The organism is Hartmannibacter diazotrophicus, from assembly GCF_900231165.1.
In the GTDB taxonomy this organism is placed as follows: domain Bacteria; phylum Pseudomonadota; class Alphaproteobacteria; order Rhizobiales; family Pleomorphomonadaceae; genus Hartmannibacter; species Hartmannibacter diazotrophicus.
In genome coordinates, this window is record NZ_LT960614.1 from 3,659,168 (window position 1) to 3,681,343 (window position 22,176).

Genomic DNA, 22,176 nt, shown 5'->3' on the forward strand with positions numbered 1-22,176 from the left:
GCGAGGGTCGCTGGCAAGGGAACCATGAACGAGCGGATCAAGACGGCAAGATCGAAGCGCAGACCGGCGGGGCGGACACGAACCGAGGACCTCCGGCTGCAGCTTGCCGACGAGATCATGCGCGGCGAGCTGAAGCCGGGAACCCCGCTCGACGAAGCCCGTATTGCCGCGCGGTTCGGTGTGTCACGCACGCCGGTCCGTGAGGCCCTGCGCCAGCTTGGCGCTGGCGGCCTCATCGAGCTTCGGCCCCATCGCGGCGCGGTCGTCGCGCCCTTCTCTGCGACCAAATTCGGCGAACTCTTCATGGCCATGGCGGAACTCGAAGGGCTCTGCGCCGGAATGGCCGCCATGAACATGACCGCGCAGGACCGCCACGAGATGGAACGCACGCACGCGACCCTGCGCGATCTCATTCGCACCGGCGATCCGCAGCGCTACCACGAGGTCAACGAGGCCTTTCACAATTCCATCTATGCCGGCGCGCACAACAGCCACATCGCCGAGCTGACGCTCTCCACCCGCCTGCGCCTGCAACCATTCCGCCGCGCGCAGTTCCGCAACCTTGCGCGCCTCGCCCTCTCCTATGCGGAGCATGACAAGGTGGTTCAGGCGATCCTGCGGGGGGACAGGGACGGGGCGGCGACGGCGATGCGCGACCACATCATCATCGTGCGCGACGCTGCCGAAGACTATGTCGAAAGCTTTGACCATCCGGACTTCGGCCCGGCGGACCTTGTCAGCGAGGAGACCTGAATGGCCCCTCGTTCCGCAACGACGACATCTGGCCGGAAAACCAGGATGCGAAAGGCGTCAGCCGGCGGCTTCCTGCGCCGGAGCGGCAAGGCCGAGCCAGTCGACGATCTCGCCGAGATGCGCGATGTCGGCGCCGAGCCGCAGCACGCGGGCGCCGGCCGCTTCGGCGGCGCGCTGGCCGGTGAGGCTGTCCTCGACCACAAGCATCTCCGCCGGATGCACGCCGAACCGCTCCGCCGCCGTCAGATAGGGCTCGGGGTGAGGCTTTCCGACCGAGACATCGTCCCGGCTGATCGTGAAATCCGTCAGATGGCCGATGCCGAGCGAGGCGATATTCGCGTCGACGATGCGCCGGATCGAATTGGAAACGCAGGAGAGCCGAAGCCCGTTGGCTTTCAGGTGATGCATGGTCTCCAGCGCGCCGGGCATCGGCTGCAGGCCGGCAAGGCCCGCGAGATATTCCTCGAGGATTTCGCCCATCCAGACCGTCTGCGTCAGGCTCTCCGGATAGCCGCCTTTGAGATAGAGCCAGACGTCGTCCATGCTGGTGCCGGTGTGATCGGGCTCGACGGGCGAGATGACCACGCCATAGCGTGTGGAGACCGTCTGCAGGGCCTCGAAATGCAGCGGCTCGCTGTCCACGAGCGTTCCGTCGATGTCGAAGGCGACTGCCCTGATCTCCATTCTCTTCTCCTCTTCGAATGGCCGTTGAGTGCCATTCCCGGACACGGAGGGCAAGTGGTCTTCGACGACCTTTTCCGCAAGTCCCCTCCCCGTCCGCAGCTGTAACGAGCGTTTTTCATGTTTGATCTTCTTCTCCGGCAGGCCCGCACGCCGGGTCGGACCGCCCCGGTCGACATCGGCATCGCGGACGGGCGCATCGCCGCCGTCGAACCCCGGATCGACGCCAACATGCACGCCTTCGTTTGCGACGGCGGGCTCGTTTTTCGCGGCTTCGTCGACAGCCATATCCATCTCGACAAGGCCTGCATCATGGATCGCTGCCGGCTCTGCGAGGGAACGCTGAAGGAGGCCATCACCGAGACCGCCGCCGCCAAACGCGGCTTCACCCGCGAGGACGTGCGCGAGCGTGGCCGGACGGTGCTGGAAAAAGCGGTCGGCTTCGGCACGACGCGCATGCGCACCCATGTCGAGGTCGATCCTCGCGTCGGGCTTGCCTCCTTCGAGGCCATCCTCCAGTTGAAAAGCGACTTTGCGGATTTCCTCGACCTGCAAATCTGCGTCTTCCCGCAGGAGGGCCTTACCAACGACCCCGGCACGGAAGAGCTTCTCGACGAAGCGCTGTCGAACGGCGCCGATCTCCTCGGCGGCTGCCCCTATACGGACACCGACCCGGACGAGCAGATCCGCCGCCTCTTCCTCCTGGCCGAACGGCACGGCGTCGATCTCGATTTCCACCTCGACTTCGATCTGGAGCCGACTGGTGGCAGCCTTGCCGCAATCGTTGCCGCGACCCGGCGGCATGGCTATGGCGGACGCGTTGCCATCGGCCACGTGACGAAGCTCTCCGCCCTGCCGAAAGATGTGCTGGAACGCACCGCCGAAACGCTCGCCGAGGCGGGTGTCGCCGTCACCGTGCTCCCAGCCACCGATCTTTATCTGAACGGCCGCGACCGCGACCATCTCGTCCCGCGCGGCGTCGCGCCCGCCCACAGCCTCGCCGAGCGCGGCGTCCTGACGTCCGTCGCCACCAACAACGTCCGCAATCCCTTCACGCCCTATGGCGACGCCTCGCTGATGCGCATGGCGAACCTCTTCGCCAATGTGGCACAGGTCGGGCTTGAAGAGGGCCTGTCGTCGGTCTTCTCGATGGTCAGCGACGGGGCCGCGCGCCTGACGGGCGAAGCGGACTGGTCCGTCTCCGTCGGCGCGCCGGCAAACCTTGTCCTCCTCGATGCGGCAAGCCCCGCCGATGCGGTCGCCGGCATCGCTCAGGCGCGCGCCGGCTGGAAAGCCGGCCGCCAGACCTTCGAGCACGCCCTGCCGCGCCTTCTGAACAGCCCCCGATGAAACACGACAACAAGGATCGACCCGCCATGCCGAACGGCCCGCTCGAAATCGACATTCCCGAAATCAGGGCCGAAGTGGAGGCAGCCTTCGCGACCTACGAGACGGCGCTCGTCACCAATGACGTCGCCATGCTGGATGCGCTCTTCCATGAAGCCCCCACCACGATCCGCTATGGCGGCACGGAAAACCTCTATGGCTTTGCCGAGATCGCGGCCTTCCGGGCCGGACGGTCTCCGAAGGGCCTGACGCGAAGCCTCGACCGTGCGGTGATCACGACCTATGGCCGCGACTTCGCCGTGGCGTCGACCCTCTTCCGGCGCGAGGCGTCACCGGACAAGGTCGGACGCCAGATGCAGACCTGGATGCGGACCTCGAAGGGCTGGCGCGTGGTCGCCGCGCACGTCAGCGTCATCCCCGACCCGGATCATCCGGCGAATGGCCCGGAAACGATCGATCTTGCCGTGGTCGGCGCGCACATGACGGGCCTGCCGCTGAACTCGGCCTTGCAGGCGCTCGGCGCCGCCTTCAGGCGGGCCACCCGCACGGCGCCCGGCTATCGCCTCTTTGCCCTGCCGGGCAGCAATCCGGCCCGCCCCGGCCTCATCCGGGTCGCCGATGGCAAGGGACATGCGATCGAAACGGAAATCTGGGCCCTCTCGCCGGCGGCTTTCGGCAGCTTCGTTGCGGCGATCCCCTCGCCGCTCGGCATCGGTACGGTGCGGCTGGAGGATGGCTCGACGGTCAAGGGCTTCCTCTGCGAGCAGGAAGGCACCCTCGGTGCAGAGGACATCAGCCGCTTTGGCGGCTGGCGCGCTTATCTCACGGCCAGCGCCGAGGCGTGATCGGCGACTTCCTCAGCCCGCTGCCCGCCGTCCCTTGTCGGGCTTCGGCGTCTCGCCCTGAACGTCGTCGATCAGAGGCCAGCCATCGTCCGGCTGCCGGCTCAGCAACAGCCGGAAGTCGGTGATCGGCATCGGCCGCCCGAACAGGTACCCTTGCGCGCTCTTGCAGCCGAGCCCGCGCAGGAACTGGGACTGGATCACATCCTCCACGCCTTCCGCCACGACGTCGAGATCATAGGCTCTGGCGACGGCGACAAAGGCCCGGATCAGTTCGCGCTTGCGGTCGTCGCACTCGACATCCTTGACGAAGGAGCGATCGATCTTGAGCACGTCGAGCTGAAGGCGGTCGAGATTGGCCAGCGCGGCATGGCCGGTGCCGAAATCGTCGATCGCAACCGTGATGCCGAGAGCATGGATCTCGCCGAGCGCTTCCCGCACCGCAAAGCAATCGTTGATGAGCAGGCTCTCGGTGATTTCGACCTCGATCCACTCGCCGCGGCATCCGGTGGACCTTAGCCCGTCCCGCAAGGTCGCGACGACATCATTCTGGACGAACTGGCGCGGCGACAGATTGAGCGCGATGCGGACGGGAACCGCACGTCCCGTGTTGACAACGACCGCATGACGGCAGGCCTCTTCGATCACCCAGCGCCCGATCTCGATGATGCGCCCGGTCTCCTCCGCAAGCGGAATGAACTTGTCCGGCGGGATCGCCCCACGCTCCGGATGCTGCCACCGCAGGAGAGCCTCCGCCCCTGACGTTCGCCCCGTCTCCAGATCGACTTTCGGCTGCAGCAACAGCCTGAATTCGCCGCGCGACTGCGCGCCATGAAGGTCCATGCCAAGCGCCAGCCGGTCACGGGCCTCGATCGTCAGTTCCTCGCGATGGAAGCGGAAGGTATTCCGGCCGGCGCGCTTGGCATCGTAGAGCGCCGCGTCCACCTGCACCATCAGATCGTCCGGCGAAGTCTCCTTGCACGCACATTCCACGATCCCGATGCTTGCCGAGACGAAGACCTCGCGGTCGGCAAGATGGAAGGCCTCCGAAAGCCGCCGCACCAGGTCTCCCGCCAGGGCCTCGCAGTCCTCCCGCGCCCGTGCGCCGGGAAGGATCAGCGCGAACTCGTCGCCCCCAAGGCGGGCGACGAGATCATCCGGCCCGAGAGCGCCGGTGATGCGCTGGGCGGCCTGACGCAGCAATTCGTCGCCGAAGGAATGGCCGAGGCTGTCGTTGACGTCCTTGAAGCGGTCGAGATCGACCATCATCAGGTCGAAACGGGCCTCCGCGGCCAGTTTCGCGCCGAGCACAGTGTTGAACTTCGCCCGGTTCGGCAGATCGGTCAGAAGGTCGGTGAAGGCGAGCCGGCGAATGTTTTCGTCGCGGGCGACCCGGTCGGTCACATCGTGCACGATGGCAAGAACCGTCACGACCTCCTGCCGGTCGTCGTCATACTCGGGCGCAAAATGCACTTCCGCATGGACCGTCTGGTCATAGCTGTGCCGGAAGCGGGCAATCATGTTGAGATCGCCCTCGCCGCGGAAGACCTGCCCCAGCTTTTCCTCGAAGGCATCGCGATCGAAGAGCATGCTTTCATCGAGGGGCTTTCCGATCATCGTCTCAGGATCGTGCCCGAGCATGAAACTGATGGCGGGGCTGACGAAACGCAGATCGTGCCTTGAATCGAAACGCAGGATGAGATCGGGGGAGTTCTCCACCAGAGTGCGGAATTCCCGCTCGCGGGCTCGCAGCCGAGCCTCCGCGGCGCGCGCTTCGGTGATGTCCTCGTGGACGCCGAGGCAGCGCAGAATCTGTCCGTCGGGCGACCGGATCGGCGTCGCGCGCACGTGATCGGTCGCAAGACGTCCCGTGGCGTCGACATAGTCCGTGATCAGTTGGCAAGGCTCGCCCGCCGCCAGCGTGGCAGCCATCTGCGCCAGTTCTTCGTCGGAGGTCCTGTTGCCGCGCAGGTCTCTCACGTGACGGCCGCGCGCCTCCTCAAGCGTCAGACCGCAGGGTGCAAGGAAGGCCGGATTGGCATATTCGACACCGCCCTTCATATCGATGATGACGATACCGTTCGAGGATTGCTCCACTGCCAGCGAAAGCTCACGGACTTGCTTGTCCTTCTCAACCTTCTCGGTGATGTCACGCGCAAAACCGATCGTCCCGAGCGTCTCGCCATTCATCACGACCGGGGCGAGATAGGTCTCCAGCCAGAGCAGACTGCCATCGTGGAGAACCTGCTCCTCCTTGAAGCGGGCCGTCCCGCGTTCCATGACGGCCTTGTCCTCGTCGACATAGCTGGAGGCGTCCTCGGGAAAGAGTTCGAAGTCGGTCTTGCCGACAAACTGGCCGAATTCACTGAAATGCCGCTTGACCAGGAATGAGCTGTTGGCGGTCAGGTATCGCCCCTCCCGGTCCTTCATCCAGACGATGAAGGGGAAGTTGTCGATCAGCGTCCGTTGGTATTGCTCTCGCTCCGCCAACTCCCGCCGCATCGCTTTTTCGGCCGAAATGTCGGACCAGAAGCCGAGCACGAAGGCCCGTTCATCGATATTCACCCGCCGCAGGCTGACGTACACATCGATCCGGTGTCCGTCCTTGTGCCGATACCGATCCTCGAACTTCGTCTGCCGCGTTGCCTTGAGACTAACGTTGATCTCCTGCGCGATCTCCGGGTTGGGATCCTCCAGAATATCGAAGATCGACATGGCCCCGAATTCGGCGCGCGTATAGCCGAGGTCGGCACAGGCTCTGTCGTTGAATTCGACGAAGCGCAGATCGAACGGATCGACAAGGACCACGCTGTCCGGCGCATCGGCCATGATCGCGGCGAAGATGCGCTCCTGGGTCCGCAGCGAGCGTTCCGTCTCCCGGCTCGCCGTGATGTCCCTAAAATGGGCAAAGAACCGCCTCTGCCCCAGCCACATGAACGAATGACCCGAGACCTCCAGATCGATCGACAGGCCTTCGGGGCCGCTGACATGAACCGGAAGGGTGATCGGAATGCCGGCCGCCATGAGTTCGCGCAGCATCAGCTTGCTGAAGTCCGGCACAAATTCGTCAATCGGGCAGCCCCGCAGGTCCTCATTTTCCCTCTGGATGAGCCTTGCGAACGAGGCATTGAACTCCGTGATCCGGCCATCGCCGTCCAGAATGGCAATGCCGGATTTGGCGTGCCGCATGAAGGTCCGCCAGCGGTCGTTCTTGCCGCTGAGCCAGCGAACCGCCTGCCGCTCGGCATTCTCCGCTTTTCCGATGATGGCGCTCGCACACAATCCGGCCAGTCCCGCAGGCAGAGCCCACAGGAGATAGGTGCACGGAGCAAAGCCCGGCCACCCGCCCGCCAGTCCGGTCGCAAACGGCACGAGAAGGACGAAAAGCTGCAGGCGCATCCGATCCCCGGCCGGCATTCCCCGCCAGTGCGTCAGCGGCACCAGCGCGAGAAGGGCAAAGACCATGGCCTGCCGGTCGGCACCGACGTCGATTGCCGCGCCGGCCCGCATAGCCAGGAGATCGATCGCAAGATAGGAGACGAGAGCGCCCCAGAACGTCCATTTGCGGTGCGAAGCAACAAGGTTGCCGGCCGCAATGACGAGGGCAAAGGGAAGCATGGCGACGTAGGGCCATGCGGCCGGCGCCATGTCGCCGGCAGGGGCCAACACATGTCCCCCCCAGACCCAGACCGGAATCAGGAGCGGGACAACGGCGCCGGCCCAGCATAGCTTTCGCTCGGCGCCTTGTCCGAGACCCGCAAGCCAGCGGTCCAGATCCCCTTCGTTTTCCTGCCACTCACTTGGGTCTCGTGCTGGCAGCACGGATCACCTCTGACGCTGGTGCGGACATGTGCCTGTCGCCGGCATCGTCGACGGCCAGCGCTCGATATTCGTCGCGCGGACACAACCATCGACAACAACCTTCGCTCGCCGGGGCAAGGAGGCAATTCAGCAACCAGCCTACACGCAGAGGTTAAACAAACGATTGAATTTGCCAAAGTCACGAAGAGCCTTTCCATCCGCCGTGGAAAGTCCTTCAAATGAACTGCGTTTCCGTTCAATTTCTCTGAGAATGCAAGAAGAATCAACGCCGTTGCTGGTATACTAGGGACAATGACAGGCGCGACATCGCCGGAACACCATCACGCAACGGCGCCGCGCGCGCCTCAGCAGTCGAGCGTCGTCTCGCGCTCCCAGGCCGACAGGTGGCAGGCATAGTCGTTCCAGTCCGCCATCTTGAGCTTCAGATAGCTTGACGAGAAGGCATCGCCCATCGCGGCCTTGAAGTCCTTGTTGCGGTCGAAGGCCCGCAGCGCATCGAGGAGATTGAGCGGCAGCTTCTTCGCGCCGCGCACCTTGTGGCCGTCCGTATACATGTTGATGTCGAGGCGCTTGCCGGGGTCGCGCTCGTTGGCGATGCCGTCGAGTCCGGCGGCGATGATCGCGGCCTGCAGCAGATAGGGGTTGGCCGAACCGTCGGGCAGACGCAGTTCGAACCGTCCGCCCTCCGGTACGCGGATAAGGTGGGTCCGGTTGTTGCCGGAATAGGTGATCGTGTTCGGCGACCAGGTCGCGCCCGACAGCGTCACCGGCGCATTGATCCGCTTGTAGGAATTGACCGTCGGGTTGGTGATCGCGCAGAGCGCCTCGGCGTTGTGCAGGAGGCCGCCGATGAACTTGTAGCCGAAGGCCGAAAGGCCGATCTCGTCGGACGGATCGTCGAAAAGGTTCTCACCGGACGGCGACCATGCCGAGACGTGGGCGTGGCAGCCAGAACCCGTCAGCTTGGGGAAAGGCTTCGGCATGAAGGTCGCCCGCAGCCCGTGCTTTTCCGCGATCGACTTGACCATGTATTTGAAGAAGGCGTGCCGGTCGGCGGTTTCAAGCACCGACCCGAAATCCCAGTTCATCTCGAACTGGCCGTTCGCGTCCTCATGGTCGTTCTGATAGGGCTTCCAGCCGAGCGCCAGCATGGAATCGCAGATCTCGGTGATGACGTCATAGCGGCGCATCAGCGCCTGCTGGTCGTAGCAGGGCTTGGCCTGGATATCGGCCGGATCGGAGATCGCCGCCCCGTCCGGCTGGACGAGGAAGAACTCGCATTCGACGCCGGACTTGACCTCGATCCCGACATCCGCGGCCTTCGCCGTCAAGGCCTTCAGCACATTGCGCGGGCCGTGCTCGACAGGCTTGCCGTCCATGACGAGATCGGCGGCGAGCCAGCCCACCTCCGGCTTCCAGGGAAGCTGGATGAGGCTCGCTGGGTCCGGCATCGCGAACATGTCGGAGTTGGCCGGCGTCATGTCGAGCCAGGTCGCAAAACCGGCAAAGCCCGCGCCGGACTTCGCCATGCCGTTGATCGCCGCCGCCGGCACCAGCTTGGCTCTCAGCGTTCCGTAGAGATCGGCGTAGGAAATCAGGAAATACTTGATGCCCCTGTCCACCGCGACGGCGCCGAGATCGATCGTCATGTTGTTCCCCTTGTCGTGAAAAGGGGCGCTCTTTGTGCGGCGCCCCGTCAGTCTGTTCCCATGGTTCCGTCAGTAGCCGCCCTTGCCAGGAATCCAGTTCGTCCCTGCAAGCGGCACGCCAGCCATCGCCGCCGACTCCACCGTCAGCGCGACGAGATCCTCCGGCTCAAGATTGTGCACGTGGCTCTTGCCGCAGGCCCGCGCGATCGTCTGGCATTCGAGTGTCATCACGGCGAGATAGTTGGCAAGCCGCCGTCCGGCCTTTTCCGGGTCGAGCCGAGCGGCAAGCTCCGGGACCTGCGTCGTGATGCCGGCTGGATCGAGGCCCTCATGCCAGTCGTCATAGGCGCCGGCCGTCGTACCCAGCTTGCGGTATTCATCCTCGTGGGCAGGGTCGTTGTCGCCGAGCGCCACCAGCGCCGCCGTGCCGATGGAGACGGCATCGGCGCCCAGCGCCAGGCACTTGGCGACGTCCGCCCCGTTGCGGATACCGCCCGAGACGATGAGTTGCACCTTGCGGTGCATGCCAAGATCCTGCAGCGCCTGCACCGCCGGGCGGATCGCCGCGATCGTCGGCAGGCCGACATTCTCGATGAAGACCTCCTGCGTCGCCGCCGTGCCGCCCTGCATGCCGTCGAGCACCACGACGTCGGCGCCGGATTTCACCGCCAGCGCCGTGTCGTAATAGGGCCGCGAGGCGCCAACCTTCACATAGATGGGCTTTTCCCAGTCGGTCAGTTCGCGCAGTTCCTCGATCTTGATTTCAAGGTCGTCCGGCCCCGTCCAGTCCGGATGCCGGCAGGCGGACCGCTGGTCGATGCCTTCCGGCAGCGTGCGCATTTCGGCGACGCGGGGCGAAATCTTCTGGCCAAGCAGCATGCCGCCGCCGCCGGGCTTGGCGCCCTGCCCCACCACCACCTCGATGGCGTCGGCCTTGCGCAGGTCCTTGAGGTTCATACCGTAGCGCGAGGGCAGATACTGGTAGATGAGGATCGACGAATGCCCGCGTTCCTCCGGCGTCATGCCGCCGTCGCCCGTCGTCGTCGAGGTTCCCATGGTGGACGCGCCGCGCCCGAGCGCTTCCTTCGCCTGCGCCGACAGCGAACCGAAGCTCATGCCTGCGATGGTGATCGGAATCTTGAGTTCGATCGGCTTTTTGGCAAAGCGCGTTCCGAGCGTCACCGTCGTCGCGCACTTCTCGCGATAGCCTTCCAGCGGATAGCGCGAGATGGAGGCCCCGAGGAACAGCAGGTCGTCGAAATGCGGCAGCTTCTTCTTCGCCCCGCCGCCGCGGATGTCATAAAGGCCCGTCGCCGCCGCGCGCCGGATTTCCGAAAGCGTGTAGTCGTCGAACGTGGCCGACTTGCGCGGCGTTGTCTTGGGCGTGTGATCGAAACTCGACATCAGTAAGCGTCCACGTTGTCGATGTGGAAATGATAGAGCGTGCGCGCAGAGCCGTAGCGCCGGAACTCGGCCGGATCGGCATCGGTGACGCCGGCCGCCTCCAGTAGGCTGGCAAGCTCCTCCAGATGCTCCGGCCGCATCTCCTTCTCGATGCAGTCGGCGCCGAGGCTCGAGACCGTGCCGCGAACGTAAAGCCGCGCCTCGTAGATGGAATCGCCAAGCGCATCGCCCGCATCGCCGAGCACGACGAGCCGTCCCGCCTGCGCCATAAACGCCGACATGTGGCCGATGGAGCCCTTCACCACGATGTCGATGCCCTTCATGGAGATGCCGCAGCGCGCCGAGGCGTTGCCGTCGATGACGAGGAGGCCACCGTGGCCCGTCGCGCCGGCCGCCTGGCTGGCGTCGCCCTTCACGTGGACGCGGCCAGCCATCATGTTTTCCGCCACCCCGACCCCGGCATTGCCGTTGACGGTGATGTCGGCTCCCTCGTTCATGCCGGCGCAGTAGTAGCCGACGGGGCCGTTGATCGTGATCTCGACCGGCTTGTCGACGCCAACCGCCACCGCATGCATGCCAGCGGGATTATCGACCGTCCAAGCGGTCTCATTGGTGTCGGGCCCAAGCGCATGCAGCGCGGCGTTAAGGTCGCGCAGCGGCGTTGCCGCCAGATCGAAGCTCGGCATCAGGCACGCTCCCAGAAATAGACCTTGGCCGGCTCCGGCTCGAAGATGCGGGCCGAGGCGATGTCCGGCAGTCCCGCCAGCGCCCGGTATTCGGAGGCAAAGGCCACATAGTCGTCGGTCTCGGCCATCACGGCCGGCTTGCAGGCGATCGGATCGCGCAGCACGCCGAAGCCGGTCTCCGTGCCGACGACGAAGGTGAAGAAGCCGTCGAGGTCGTCGAGCGCATGGGTCAGCGCCTCGCCGAGATTGTCGCCCTCGCGCATGCGCCAGGTGAGGTACGCGGCCGCCACTTCCGAGTCGTTTTCCGTGTCGATGCGGATGCCCTCGCGCGACAGCATGCGCCGCAGGGCATTGTGGTTGGAAAGCGAGCCGTTGTGCACGAGGCACTGGTCGCGCCCGGTGGAAAAGGGATGCGCCCCGTCCGTGGTCACCGCGCTTTCGGTCGCCATCCGCGTATGGCCGATGCCATGCGTGCCGGCCATGCCGGGAAGACCGAAGCGGCTGGAGATGGTCTCCGGCCGGCCGACCTCCTTGTAGAGTTCCATCCGGTTGCCCTCGCCGACGACATCGACTTCCGGCGCGGCGTGCTTGAGGGCTTCGCGGAACGCCGCCACGTCATCCTGGCCGACCGACACCACTACATGCGTGTCGCGGATTTCCCATCCGGCAATCGCGATCTGCCTGGCGGAAAGAGCCTCGTGAAGGGCGCCCCAGTCCGTGCCCGCCGGCCCGCGCAACGTAACCTTGGCCGTCCCCGTCAGTGGCGCGCCATAAACCGCAAACCCTGCCGAATCCGGACCGCGATCCGACATGACGCCAAGCATGCCGGAGAGCATCGAGCCCAGCTTTTCGCTCTTTTCGTCCGACTTCAGAAACAGGCCGACAATGCCGCACATTGAGATCACCTCAAGCGAAGAAACAGGTTGGGGGAAGCTGTAGACGGACCGGCGGCCACTGTCAATTTTAAAGAAAGAAAATTTCTTGATAGGAATTTTTTGATGGGCTATTGAAGCGGCGGCGCGGTCATGAACACTCTGCCATGAACCGCCCAAGCCCTCTCGCGGACACTCTGCCGCGACCCGCTCAAGTCACGAGCCCCCGATGCGCTACAATGTCTTCACGCTGGCCAAAAACGCCCTTGCCGGCCATCGGCTCTGGGGCGAGGCTTGGCGCAAGCCGCACCCGAAGCCTTTCTACAACGTCGTCATCGTCGGCGGCGGCGGGCATGGTCTGGCGGCGGCCTATCACTTGGCGAAGACCTATGGCGTCCGGGATATCGCCGTCGTCGAAAAGGGCTGGATTGGCTCGGGCAACGCCGGCCGCAACACGACCATTATCCGATCCAACTACCTGCTGCCCGGCAACATTCCCTTCTACGAGTTCTCCATGAAGCTATGGGAAACTCAGGAGCGCGACCTCAACTTCAACACGATGGTCAGCCAGCGCGGCGTCCTCAACCTCTACCATTCCGACGCCCAGCGCGATGCCTACGCCCGGCGCGGCAACGCCATGCGCCTGCATGGCGTCGATGCCGAGTTGCTGGATGCGGCCGGCGTCCGGGCAATGGCGCCCTTCCTCGACTTCGACAATGCGCGCTTTCCCATCCGAGGCGGCCTGTTGCAGCGGCGCGGCGGCACGGCGCGGCACGACGCCGTCGTCTGGGGCTATGCCCGCGCCGCCGACAGCCTTGGCGTCGACATCATCGAGAATTGCGAGGTCACCGGCGTTATCCGCGAGGGCGGCAACATCACCGGCGTCGAGACAACGCGCGGCGCGATCTTCGCCGGCAAGACCGCCTTTTCGGTGGCCGGCAATTCCTCGCGCCTTGCCGCCATGGCGGGCCTGCGCCTGCCCATCGAGAGCCACGTGCTGCAGGCCTTCGTCTCCGAGGGCGTCAAGCCGCTCATTCCGGGCGTCATCACTTTCGGCGCCGGCCATTTCTACGTCAGCCAGTCCGACAAGGGCGGCCTCGTCTTCGGCGGCGACATCGACGGCTACAATTCCTATGCCCAGCGCGGCAACCTGCCGGTCGTCCGCGACGTTTGCGAGAGCGGTATGGCCGTGATGCCGATGATCGGCCGCCTTCGGGTCCTGCGCAACTGGGGCGGCATCATGGACATGTCCATGGACGGCTCGCCGATCATCGACAAGGCGCCGCTCGGCGGGCTCTATCTCAACACCGGCTGGTGCTACGGCGGCTTCAAGGCGACGCCCGCCGCCGGCCTATGCCTCGCCCACCTGATCGCGACAGACATGCCCCATCCGGCCGCCAAGGACCTGCGCCTCGACCGCTTCGCGCGCGGCGCGGTCATCGACGAAAAGGGCGTGGGCGCCCAGCCGAACCTTCATTGAGGCCCCGATGAGACTTCCCTGTCCCTGCTGCGGCCTGCGCGATGCCGCCGAATTCACCTACCGGGGAGACGCGAGCCTTCAACGCCCGGCGGACGATGCCGGCGAAGCGGCCTTTTCGGCTTATGTCTATCTGCGCGACAACCCCGCCGGCACGATCCGCGAACTCTGGTACCACCGCGCCGGCTGCGGCATGTGGCTGGAGGTGACGCGCAACACACGCAGCCATGAAATCTCCGGCGCGCGGCTCGCCCGCGAGGCAACGGCGGAGCGGGCATCATGACCGGCTGCCGGCTTTTTGCGGGCGGCCTCATCGACCGCACCCAGCCCCTGCGCTTCACCTTCGACGGCAAGGCCTATGAGGGGCATCCCGGCGACACGCTTGCCTCGGCCCTCCTTGCCTCCGGCGTCACGCTCTTCGGCCGTTCGTTCAAATATCATCGCAAGCGCGGCATCTTTGGCTCCGGCCCCGAGGAACCCAACGCCCTCGTCACCCTTCGCTCCGGCGCAAGGGTGGAGCCGAATATCAAGGCGACGACGGCGGAACTCTACGAGGGCCTCGAAGCCGTCAGCCAGAACCGCTGGCCCTCGCTCCAGACCGATCTCATGGCCGTCAACGGCCTCTTCTCGAAGCTCTTCGTTGCGGGCTTCTATTACAAGACCTTCAAGGGACCGGGTTCTCTCTGGGAAAAGCTTTACGAGCCGATGATCCGCCGCGCCGCCGGCCTCGGGCGCGCCAGCGGCCTTCCCGACCCCGACAGCTACGAGGCGGCCACAGCCCATTGCGACCTCCTCGTCGTCGGCTCGGGCCCCGCCGGCCTGATGGCGGCGCTGGCAGCCGGTCGGGCCGGGGTGCGGGTGATCCTCGCCGACAGCGATTTCCGCCTCGGCGGGAGGCTTCTCGGCGAGCATCACGAGATCGACGGCAAACCGGGAGCCGTCTTTGCGGACGGTATTCTGGAGGAACTGGCCAGCCTTCCGAATGTCCGCCTGCTGCCGCGCACGAGCGTCTTCGGCGCCTATGACGACGGCACCTTCGGCGCGCTCGAAAAGGTCTCCGACCATCTCGCCGTCCCGATGCCCTTCCAGCCCCGGCAGCGCTTCTGGACCATCGTCGCCAAGCGCAGCATCGTCGCCGCCGGTGCGTCGGAGCGCCCGATCGTCCTTTCCGGCAACGACCTGCCGGGTGTGATGCTGGCGGGCACGATCCGGCACTATGCCGTCCGGCAGGCGGTCGCCGTCGGCCAGCGCGTGGCGATCTTCACGGCCAATGACGCCGGCTGGCACACGGCCGCTGATCTCCGGCAAAGCGGCATTCCCGTCGTCGCGATCATCGACGCCCGCGACGATGTTGCCCCGCATCTGCTGGAGGCCGTTTCGGACACAAGATGCCTCGTCGGTGCCCGCGTCCGTGAAGTCGAGGGCTCCGACCGTGTCGAGCAGATCGTTGTCGAAACGAATGCCGGCACCGAGACCATCCGCTGCGATGCGCTCGGGCTTTCCGGCGGTTTCCAGCCGAATATCCAGCTTGCCTCGCACCTTGGCGGCAGGCCGGCCTGGGATGACGAAATCTTCGCCTTCGGCCACGGTCCGTTGCCGAAGGGCATGGCTCTCGCCGGAAGTGCGGCCGGCGCGATGAGCCTTGGCGACTGCCTCGCCGGGGGCCTTACCAACGCCGCAGACGCCCTCGAAGCCCTCGGCCTCAAGAGCCCATCGCTCGACACGCCGCGCGCCAGCGACGACAGCTTCGCCATCAGCCCGCTCTGGCATGTCGCCGGCGGCAAGGCCAAAGCCTTCGTCGATTTCCAGCATGATGTCACCGCTGACGATGTCGCCCTTGCCGCCCGCGAGGGCTATGTCTCGGTCGAGCACCTGAAACGCTATACGACCCTTGGCATGGCGACCGATCAGGGCCGCACCGCCAACCTCAACGGCCTTGCGATCCTCGCCGAACTCACCAACAGCTCCATCCCGGAGACGGGCCTCGTCACGAGCCGCCCGCCCATCGAGCCCGTCGCGATCGGCGCGCTGGCAGGCCCCCATCGCGGCCGCGCCTTCCGGCCGCTGCGCGAGGCGCCGACCAATCCCCTCGCCAAGGCGCTTGGCGCCAGCATGATAGAATCCGGCCACTGGTGGCGGGCGGAATATTTCCCTCAAGACGGCGAGACGGACTGGCTGACCACCGTCAAGCGCGAGGTGATGACCGTCCGCGAGGGCGTCGGGGTCACCGACATGTCGACGCTCGGCAAGATCGAGGTGCTGGGCCCCGATGCCTGCGCCTATCTCATGCGCCTTTTCGCCAACTCGGTCGAAAAGCTGAAGATCGGCCGATGCACCTATGGCCTCATGCTGCGCGAGGACGGCTTTGCTTTCGACGACGGCACCATCGCCCGGCTTGGCGAGACCCACTATGTCGTCACCTGCTCCACCGCGCACGCGGCCAAGGTCTACGAGCATTTCGAATTCGTCCGGCAGGTGCTCTTTCCCGGGCTGGACGTCACCATCCAGTCGGTCAGCGAGCAATGGGCGCAGCTGGTGCTCGTCGGCCCGAAGGCGCGCGACGCGCTCTCGCGCATCGTCGATCCCGGAACGAACATTTCCAACGACGCCCTGCCCTTCCTGGGCCTGATCGAAACCACCGTGCTCGGCGGTGTGCGAGCCCGCATCTTCCGCCTGTCCTTTTCCGGCGAACTGGCCTTCGAGATCGCGGTGCCGGCACGCAAGGGGGCGGAGGTCATGGCCGCGCTCGTCGACAACAACGTCGATCTCGGCGTCATCCCCTATGGCCTTGAGGCCGTCGGCGTCATGCGCATCGAAAAGGGACATCCCGCAGCCGCGGAATTCAACGGGCAGGTCAGTGCCCATGAACTCGGCCTCGGCGCCTTCGCCGAACGGCCGCATGCCTGTATCGGCCGCACGCTGGCCGGCCGCGAGGAACTGACCGATCCGAAGCGCGGCCGCCTCGTCGGCCTCAAGCCTGTCGACAGGACCGTTCGCCTGCGCGCCGGCGCCCATTTGCTGCCAAAAGGCACGGAGGCCACCGCCGCGAACGATCAGGGTTATGTGACTTCGGTCGCCTTCTCGCCGGTCCTCGATCACTGGATCGGCCTTGGCTATCTCCGCAACGGGACGGACCGTCACGGCGAGATCGTCCGCGTCTACGATCCGGTTCGAGGCGGCGATCTTGAAGCCGAGGTCTGCCCACCCTGCTTCGTCGATCCGAAAGGGGAGCGCACCCGTGGCTGATCCTGCGACCACATTTTCCCCGATCGACCTCGCCCTGGTTCAGGTCACGGTCTCGCGGCAGTCGCGCGGAAGCGTTTCCTCGGCCATCGCGAATGAACTCGGCATCGAACTGCCACCGACCGGACGATCGGCAAGCGCCGGCGACCTGCTGATCCTCGGCCTCGGTCCGGAGCGATGGCTCGTAATCGCCGAAAAGACCGATGGCTGGGCGCTGGAAAAACGCCTGATGACGCTCGCAGCAGGAAATGCCCTCGTCGCCGACCAGAGCGATGGCCGAGCCGTCTTCGCGCTGACCGGCCCATCCGCACAGGACGTTCTCGCGCTCGGCTGCGGCCTGGACCTCGATGCCTCCGTCTTCCCCGCAGGAGCCTGCGCCGGCACAGACATCGCCGGAATTCAGGCCTTCCTCTGGAGGCCGAAGGAAACGGCCTTCCGCATGGCGGTGCCGCGCAGCATGGCGCAGAGCTTTGCCCATTGGGCCGAAACGTCGCTTCAGGCCGTCCTGCACCGCCCCTGACTCGTTTCCCGGCACCGAACGGCCCTTGCAAACCGTCCGGCAGGCTGATGAACTGCGCCTCCCCAGGAGGTGGCATCCCCTGCCGCCTGCTCAGAACAACACGTCATCAGGCAAGGAAACTCTTCTCCCATGAAACTGCTGCGCTACGGCCCCGCCGGCGAGGAACGCCCCGGCCTTCTCGATGCGGACGGCCGCATCCGCGACCTCACGGCCCTTGTCGGCGACCTGACCCCGGAGCGGCTGTCCCCCGAGGCCCTTGCCGCCCTTGCCGCGACCGATCCGGCCACCCTGCCTCTCGTCGAGGGCAGCCCGCGCATCGGCTGCCCGATCGCGCATGTGCCGAAGTTCCTCGCCATCGGCCTCAACTATGTCGACCACGCGGAGGAAGCCGGCATGCCGATCCCCTCCGAGCCGGTGGTCTTCATGAAGGCGACCTCCTGCATCTGCGGGCCGGATGACGACACCATCATGCCGCCGGGCTCCGAAAAGACCGACTACGAAATCGAACTCGGCATCGTCATCGGCAAGAAGGCCAACTACGTCTCCGAGGCCGACGCGCTCGACTATGTGGCCGGTTATGTCTGCATCAACGACGTCTCCGAGCGCGCCTACCAGATCGAGCGCGGCGGCACGTGGGACAAGGGCAAGGGCTGCGACACCTTCGGCCCCATCGGCCCATGGCTCGTCACCAAGGACGAAGTCGGCGACGTGCAGGCCCTCGACATGTGGCTCGACGTCAATGGCGAGAAGCGCCAGCGCGGCAGCACGAAGACGATGATTTTCACCGTTCCGGTGATGGTCTCCTACCTCAGCCAGTTCATGACGCTGGAGCCCGGCGACGTCATCACCACCGGCACGCCGCCCGGCGTCGGCCTCGGCATGAAGCCGCCGAAATACCTGAAGGCCGGCGATGTTGTCACTCTGGGTATCGAGAAACTCGGCGCGCAGCGCCAGGAAGTGAAAGCCTACGGCGCGTAATGCCCGCCCGGTGGACCGGGGCAACGCTCCGGCCACCGCCCTTGGCGGCGTCCTGCTGGTTCCCTCCTTAACCGGCTTGCGGATGCCGATCCAGTCGGCCTATATGAGCCCGCCGGTTATTCGCCTCTCGTTTTATTGATTGCGGGGTGGATCTTGAACAGGCTCGCCTCGTCTGCCCTTCTCCTGCCGTGATCAGCCCACATTCATCGCGGTCAGCCTCAGGGCGCCCCATGAGGCGCGAGCCGATGAACGACACCCTTGTGGGCAGCAGTCGGGACAGGAATGGAAAGCGCAAAAGCCGGGTCCAAGCGGACGAACGACGGATTCATCCAGTCCCTTGAAAAGCCCGTGCTGCTTTGGCTCTGCAAGAAGATGCCGGCATGGATGTCCCCGGATCTTCTGACCGCCATCGGCGTTCTCGGCGGCGTCATCACGGCTCTCGGCTACGGCCTCAGCTCCTTCGGCACCGGCTATCTCTACCTCTCGTTTCTCGGCCTCGTTCTCAACTGGCTCGGCGATTCCCTCGACGGGTCGCTCGCCCGCTTCCGCAACCAGTCCCGCGAGCGCTATGGCTATTTCCTCGACCAGTCGCTTGATTCGCTTTGCCACAGCCTCGTGGTGATCGGTGCTGGCGCCTCGCCCTATGCCCGCATGGACGTGTCGCTCTTCCTCCTGGTCGCCTGGCTGCTCGTCAACATCTGCGTCTTCCTCTGGCAGAATGTCTCCGGCGTCTTCGTCATGTCCTTCGCCGGCATGGGATTGACCGAGGTGCGTCTTCTTCTGATCCTGACGACCATCGTGATGATCTTCTGTCCGCCGTTCCACCTCACGGTCCTCGGCGCCGACATGACGCAATACGACCTCTCGTTCATTGCGGCGGCCGTCGTGATGCTGGCGATCGTCTTCTACACGATCGCAACCAGCGCCGCGCAGCTCCGCAAGGAGGACGATCTCAGATCGGGCCGATGATGAAGCGTCCGGTCGCCTACGATATCCTGCGGCTGTTTCTCGGGCCCCTGTCCCGAACGCCGCGCGGCATCGACCGGATCGACGGGCTTCTGGCGCGCCATTTTCTGGAGACCTACGAAGGCGACTGCTTTGGCGTGATGCCGACGCCGCTGGGTTCGCGCATCTACGAGCGCGACCGCGTTCTCAAGGGGCTGAATCACCTGGAACGTCTCTGGTCGGAAAATCGCGACGACGACGAGAGCACCAAATTCCGCCACGTCCTGAAGGTGCTGAACGGCTCCAAGGCGCCGAAGCCGCCACGGCCGCGGCGACACGATTCCCATCTCGCGCGGGCCGCGCGCGAACTCTCCCTCATTGGCAAGACCGGCTTCTCCTTCGGCCGGTCCACGGTACGGCACCTCCCGCAAGGGGCCGCCTACGTTAACATCGGCCAGATCGGCATGGCCCATCCCTTCTTCCTGAGATGGTTGGAAGACAGGCCAGACGTCCGGTCAGTGATGATGCTGCACGACACGATCCCGATCGATTACCCGGAACTCTGCGTCCCCATGGGCGTGAGGGCGCACGCCCGGATGATCGAACTGACCGCCCGCCACGCCAACGGCCTGATCGTGACGACGGAAGCGGCCCACAAGACCATCGACACCGCTCTGAGGAAAAGCGGCCGCCACGTCATCGACACCCTCCGGCTGCCCCTGCCCGCACCCGACATCTTCACGCGGCCGCACAAGCCGCATGCAGCCCTTGCAGCTTTGCCACCCTATTTTCTCGTCTGCGGCGCTGTCGAACGGCGCAAGAATTTCGGTCTGCTTTTCAAGGTCTGGCAGCAGCTTGGCAGGAAACTGGGAAATCGCCTGCCCTATCTCGTGGTCGTCGGTTCGCCGCAATACGGCAGCGCGGACATCCTCCAGCAACTGCGCGAGGATCCGGTTCTCCGCCGCCATGTCATTGTCGCCAGCGGCCTTCCGACCCCTGATCTGAAGACCCTGATGGCCCACGCAAGGGCCCTCCTGATGCCCTCGCTCGCCGAAGGCTACGGCCTTCCTATCGTCGAGGCCCTTTCGCTCGGAACCCCGGTGATCGCCTCGAATCTCGCCGTCCACGCGGAGATCACCGCCGAAGCCAATGGGGCGGCAACCCTGCTGGACCCGCATGACGTCGAGGCATGGGTCAGCGAAATCGTCTCGCGTCTCGATCAGCAGCCGGACGTGGCCCACGCATTGCCCCAGACTGCGCGGCAAGCGTTCAAGCTCCTCACAGCGCGCGACTATGCCAAGCGTGTCGAGACCTTCGTCGTCGACCCCGACGCGGCGCTGCATGCCCAGATGCGGGAGAGCGCGTGATGGCGGCTACCCAACCGACCGGCAAAGCCTGTCCATGACCGCCCGCGCACTGATGATCCAGGGAACGGGATCGGATGTCGGCAAGTCGATGATCGTCGCCGGCCTTGCCCGCGCCTTCACGCAGCGCGGGCTGAGAGTTCTCCCGTTCAAGCCCCAGAACATGTCCAACAACGCGTCCGTCACGGCGGATGGCGGCGAGATCGGCCGGGCGCAGGCGCTTCAGGCCCGCGCGGCGCGGGTCGCCCCCAGCGTCCACATGAACCCCGTGCTTCTGAAGCCGCAGGGCGGCATAGGCTCGCAGGTCGTTGTCCAGGGCCGGATCGAAGGCAACGCCACGGCGAGGGAATATCAGGGCTGGAAACCGCGCCTGATGCAGGCCGTCCTCGACAGCTTCTCCCGCCTCAAGGCCGATGCCGATCTCATCCTCGTCGAAGGCGCCGGCAGCGCATCCGAGGTCAATCTCAGGGCCGCCGACATCGCCAACATGGGCTTTGCCCGCGCCGCCGATGTTCCCGTCATCCTCGTCGGCGACATCGATCGCGGCGGCGTCATTGCCCAGATTGTCGGAACGCGGGCGGTGGTCGAGCCTGACGACGCCGCGATGATCGCGGGCTTCCTCGTTAATCGCTTCCGCGGCGATGCAAGCCTCTTTGCCGACGGCATGACCCTGATCGAACGCGAGACCGGCTGGCCAGGGCTCGGGCTCGTTCCGCATCTGCCGGACGCCGCGCGGCTGCCGGCGGAAGACGGCATGAGCCTGTCGCGCAACGGGCTTCTGACATCGGCCGAGGATGATGCAGCAACCATTGCTGTCCTCGTCCTGCCGTCCATCGCCAATTTCGATGACCTCGACCCGCTCGCCGCCGAGCCCGGCGTCCGCCTCGCAACGGTTCGGCCCGGCGAGACGATTCCGCCCGAAAGCCGGCTCGTGATCCTGCCAGGCTCGAAGGCGACCATCGCCGACCTTCGCGTGCTCGTGGAGGCTGGCCTGCATCATGATCTTGCGGTGCATCTACGCCGCGGCGGGCGCATTCTCGGCATCTGCGGCGGCTATCAGATGCTCGGCCTGCGCATCTCGGATCCTCAGGGGATCGAGGGACTGCCCGGAAGTATCGATGGTCTCGGCTTTCTCGACATCGAGACGGTGCTGACCGATGACAAGAGCCTCGTTGCGGTCTCGGGCATCAGCCTGCCGGACGGCATTCCCCTCAGCGGCTACGAGATGCACGTCGGCAGGACCACCGGCCCGGATACCGAACGCCCGTTCGCGCGCATCGACGATGGTCGGCCCGATGGCGCCCGTTCGGCGGACGGCCTCGTTTCCGGCACCTATCTGCACGGATTGCTGGCCAACGACCGCCAGCGCGCCCATCTTCTTGAGGAGCTTGGCATCGCCGCTGGCGACTTCGCCTTCGAGGCCCGCGTCGAGGAGGCGCTCGATACGCTGGCAAGTCATCTCGAAGCGCATGTCGATCTCGACCGGCTGCTGGCGATTGCCCGCTGACCGGCCTTGCGGCAGACTCGCGCCAGCCGCCTAATCTGGAACCGCAAGAGACGACCGTCGCCGTGACATCGCCCGCGCCCGAAGAA

General features: G+C 65.5%; 16 protein-coding genes and 2 pseudogenes. 12 read left to right on the forward strand and 6 right to left on the reverse strand.

The window, feature by feature from the left end:
• Positions 1–24: 24 nt before the first annotated feature.
• Entirely contained in the window at positions 25–753 is a 729-nt protein-coding gene (locus tag HDIA_RS17075) for a GntR family transcriptional regulator (RefSeq protein WP_099557258.1), read from the forward strand.
• 57 nt (positions 754–810) lie between these two features.
• On the opposite strand, the gene HDIA_RS17080 is transcribed toward HDIA_RS17075, so the two are convergent.
• Complete coding sequence (locus HDIA_RS17080) at positions 811–1,437, reverse strand: HAD family hydrolase (RefSeq protein WP_099557259.1); 627 nt, start codon at positions 1,435–1,437, stop codon at positions 811–813.
• Positions 1,438–1,554: 117 nt separating this feature from the next.
• Between HDIA_RS17080 and HDIA_RS17085 the strand changes: the two genes are divergently transcribed.
• The 3 genes and pseudogenes from HDIA_RS17085 to HDIA_RS25895 form a co-directional block, all read left to right on the forward strand.
• Positions 1,555–2,784 carry an amidohydrolase family protein gene (locus HDIA_RS17085; protein ID WP_099557260.1) on the forward strand — a complete coding sequence of 410 codons (1,230 nt, stop codon included), beginning with the start codon at positions 1,555–1,557 and terminating at the stop codon, positions 2,782–2,784.
• A 26-nt stretch (positions 2,785–2,810) separates the two neighbouring features.
• Positions 2,811–3,206: pseudogene (gene hpxZ / locus HDIA_RS17090) on the forward strand (oxalurate catabolism protein HpxZ); the annotation flags it as partial.
• Between the two features lie 9 nt (positions 3,207–3,215).
• A pseudogene (locus HDIA_RS25895) lies at positions 3,216–3,626 on the forward strand (allophanate hydrolase-related protein); the annotation flags it as partial.
• A gap of 12 nt (positions 3,627–3,638) precedes the next feature.
• On the opposite strand, the gene HDIA_RS17095 reads toward HDIA_RS25895, so the two are convergent.
• From HDIA_RS17095 to HDIA_RS17115, 5 genes are all read right to left on the reverse strand, one after another.
• On the reverse strand, positions 3,639–7,289 hold the full coding sequence (locus tag HDIA_RS17095; RefSeq protein ID WP_157775704.1) for an EAL domain-containing protein: 3,651 nt from the start codon (positions 7,287–7,289) through the stop codon (positions 3,639–3,641).
• Between the two features lie 500 nt (positions 7,290–7,789).
• On the reverse strand, positions 7,790–9,094 hold the full coding sequence (gene glnT, locus HDIA_RS17100) for a type III glutamate--ammonia ligase (RefSeq protein WP_099557262.1): 1,305 nt from the start codon (positions 9,092–9,094) through the stop codon (positions 7,790–7,792).
• A 69-nt stretch (positions 9,095–9,163) separates the two neighbouring features.
• Positions 9,164–10,498 carry an FMN-binding glutamate synthase family protein gene (locus HDIA_RS17105; RefSeq protein WP_099557263.1) on the reverse strand — a complete coding sequence of 445 codons (1,335 nt, stop codon included), beginning with the start codon at positions 10,496–10,498 and terminating at the stop codon, positions 9,164–9,166.
• Positions 10,498–11,184: a GltB/FmdC/FwdC-like GXGXG domain-containing protein gene (locus tag HDIA_RS17110; protein WP_099557264.1), complete on the reverse strand. Its 687-nt coding sequence runs from the start codon at positions 11,182–11,184 to the stop codon at positions 10,498–10,500. Before HDIA_RS17110 ends, HDIA_RS17105 begins: the two co-directional genes overlap by 1 nt.
• Positions 11,184–12,080 carry a class II glutamine amidotransferase gene (locus tag HDIA_RS17115; RefSeq protein WP_099557265.1) on the reverse strand — a complete coding sequence of 299 codons (897 nt, stop codon included), beginning with the start codon at positions 12,078–12,080 and terminating at the stop codon, positions 11,184–11,186. Before HDIA_RS17115 ends, HDIA_RS17110 begins: the two co-directional genes overlap by 1 nt.
• Positions 12,081–12,285: 205 nt before the next feature.
• Here HDIA_RS17115 and HDIA_RS17120 point away from each other — a divergent pair, with 205 nt between their 5' ends.
• From HDIA_RS17120 to HDIA_RS17155, 8 genes are all read left to right on the forward strand, one after another.
• Positions 12,286–13,536, forward strand: coding sequence for a sarcosine oxidase subunit beta family protein (locus HDIA_RS17120; protein WP_099557266.1), 1,251 nt, complete (start codon positions 12,286–12,288; stop codon positions 13,534–13,536).
• A gap of 7 nt (positions 13,537–13,543) precedes the next feature.
• A complete protein-coding gene (locus HDIA_RS17125; protein WP_099557267.1) occupies positions 13,544–13,816 on the forward strand; it encodes a sarcosine oxidase subunit delta in 273 nt (90 codons plus the stop codon).
• The gene (locus tag HDIA_RS17130; protein ID WP_099557268.1) at positions 13,813–16,779 is read left to right on the forward strand and encodes a sarcosine oxidase subunit alpha family protein; all 2,967 of its coding nucleotides are present in this window, start codon (positions 13,813–13,815) and stop codon (positions 16,777–16,779) included. The genes HDIA_RS17125 and HDIA_RS17130 overlap by 4 nt, the downstream gene beginning before the upstream one ends.
• Positions 16,772–17,296: a sarcosine oxidase subunit gamma gene (locus HDIA_RS17135; protein WP_157775705.1), complete on the forward strand. Its 525-nt coding sequence runs from the start codon at positions 16,772–16,774 to the stop codon at positions 17,294–17,296. Before HDIA_RS17130 ends, HDIA_RS17135 begins: the two co-directional genes overlap by 8 nt.
• A 129-nt stretch (positions 17,297–17,425) precedes the next feature.
• The gene (locus tag HDIA_RS17140) at positions 17,426–18,274 is read left to right on the forward strand and encodes a fumarylacetoacetate hydrolase family protein (RefSeq protein ID WP_099557270.1); all 849 of its coding nucleotides are present in this window, start codon (positions 17,426–17,428) and stop codon (positions 18,272–18,274) included.
• Between the two features lie 282 nt (positions 18,275–18,556).
• Entirely contained in the window at positions 18,557–19,243 is a 687-nt protein-coding gene (locus HDIA_RS17145) for a CDP-alcohol phosphatidyltransferase family protein (protein ID WP_099557271.1), read from the forward strand.
• A complete protein-coding gene (locus HDIA_RS17150) occupies positions 19,240–20,586 on the forward strand; it encodes a glycosyltransferase family 4 protein (protein WP_099557272.1) in 1,347 nt (448 codons plus the stop codon). Before HDIA_RS17145 ends, HDIA_RS17150 begins: the two co-directional genes overlap by 4 nt.
• Before the next feature lie 34 nt (positions 20,587–20,620).
• On the forward strand, positions 20,621–22,090 hold the full coding sequence (locus HDIA_RS17155) for a cobyric acid synthase (protein WP_245883926.1): 1,470 nt from the start codon (positions 20,621–20,623) through the stop codon (positions 22,088–22,090).
• The last annotated feature ends 86 nt before the right edge of the window (positions 22,091–22,176 follow it).

Bases quoted from the DNA above. Each gene is read 5' to 3' on its own strand.
- glnT (WP_099557262.1), bottom strand. From the start codon at position 9,094: ATGACGATCGATCTCGGCGCCGTCGCGGTGGACAGGGGCATCAAGTAT.
- HDIA_RS17115 (WP_099557265.1), bottom strand. From the start codon at position 12,080: ATGTGCGGCATTGTCGGCCTGTTTCTGAAGTCGGACGAAAAGAGCGAA.
- HDIA_RS17080 (WP_099557259.1), bottom strand. From the start codon at position 1,437: ATGGAGATCAGGGCAGTCGCCTTCGACATCGACGGAACGCTCGTGGAC.
- HDIA_RS17085 (WP_099557260.1), top strand. From the start codon at position 1,555: ATGTTTGATCTTCTTCTCCGGCAGGCCCGCACGCCGGGTCGGACCGCC.
- HDIA_RS17105 (WP_099557263.1), bottom strand. From the start codon at position 10,498: ATGTCGAGTTTCGATCACACGCCCAAGACAACGCCGCGCAAGTCGGCC.
- HDIA_RS17150 (WP_099557272.1), top strand. From the start codon at position 19,240: ATGATGAAGCGTCCGGTCGCCTACGATATCCTGCGGCTGTTTCTCGGG.
- HDIA_RS17110 (WP_099557264.1), bottom strand. From the start codon at position 11,184: ATGCCGAGCTTCGATCTGGCGGCAACGCCGCTGCGCGACCTTAACGCC.
- HDIA_RS17120 (WP_099557266.1), top strand. From the start codon at position 12,286: ATGCGCTACAATGTCTTCACGCTGGCCAAAAACGCCCTTGCCGGCCAT.
- HDIA_RS17125 (WP_099557267.1), top strand. From the start codon at position 13,544: ATGAGACTTCCCTGTCCCTGCTGCGGCCTGCGCGATGCCGCCGAATTC.
- HDIA_RS17075 (WP_099557258.1), top strand. From the start codon at position 25: ATGAACGAGCGGATCAAGACGGCAAGATCGAAGCGCAGACCGGCGGGG.
- HDIA_RS17155 (WP_245883926.1), top strand. From the start codon at position 20,621: ATGACCGCCCGCGCACTGATGATCCAGGGAACGGGATCGGATGTCGGC.
- HDIA_RS17130 (WP_099557268.1), top strand. From the start codon at position 13,813: ATGACCGGCTGCCGGCTTTTTGCGGGCGGCCTCATCGACCGCACCCAG.
- HDIA_RS17145 (WP_099557271.1), top strand. From the start codon at position 18,557: ATGGAAAGCGCAAAAGCCGGGTCCAAGCGGACGAACGACGGATTCATC.
- HDIA_RS17140 (WP_099557270.1), top strand. From the start codon at position 17,426: ATGAAACTGCTGCGCTACGGCCCCGCCGGCGAGGAACGCCCCGGCCTT.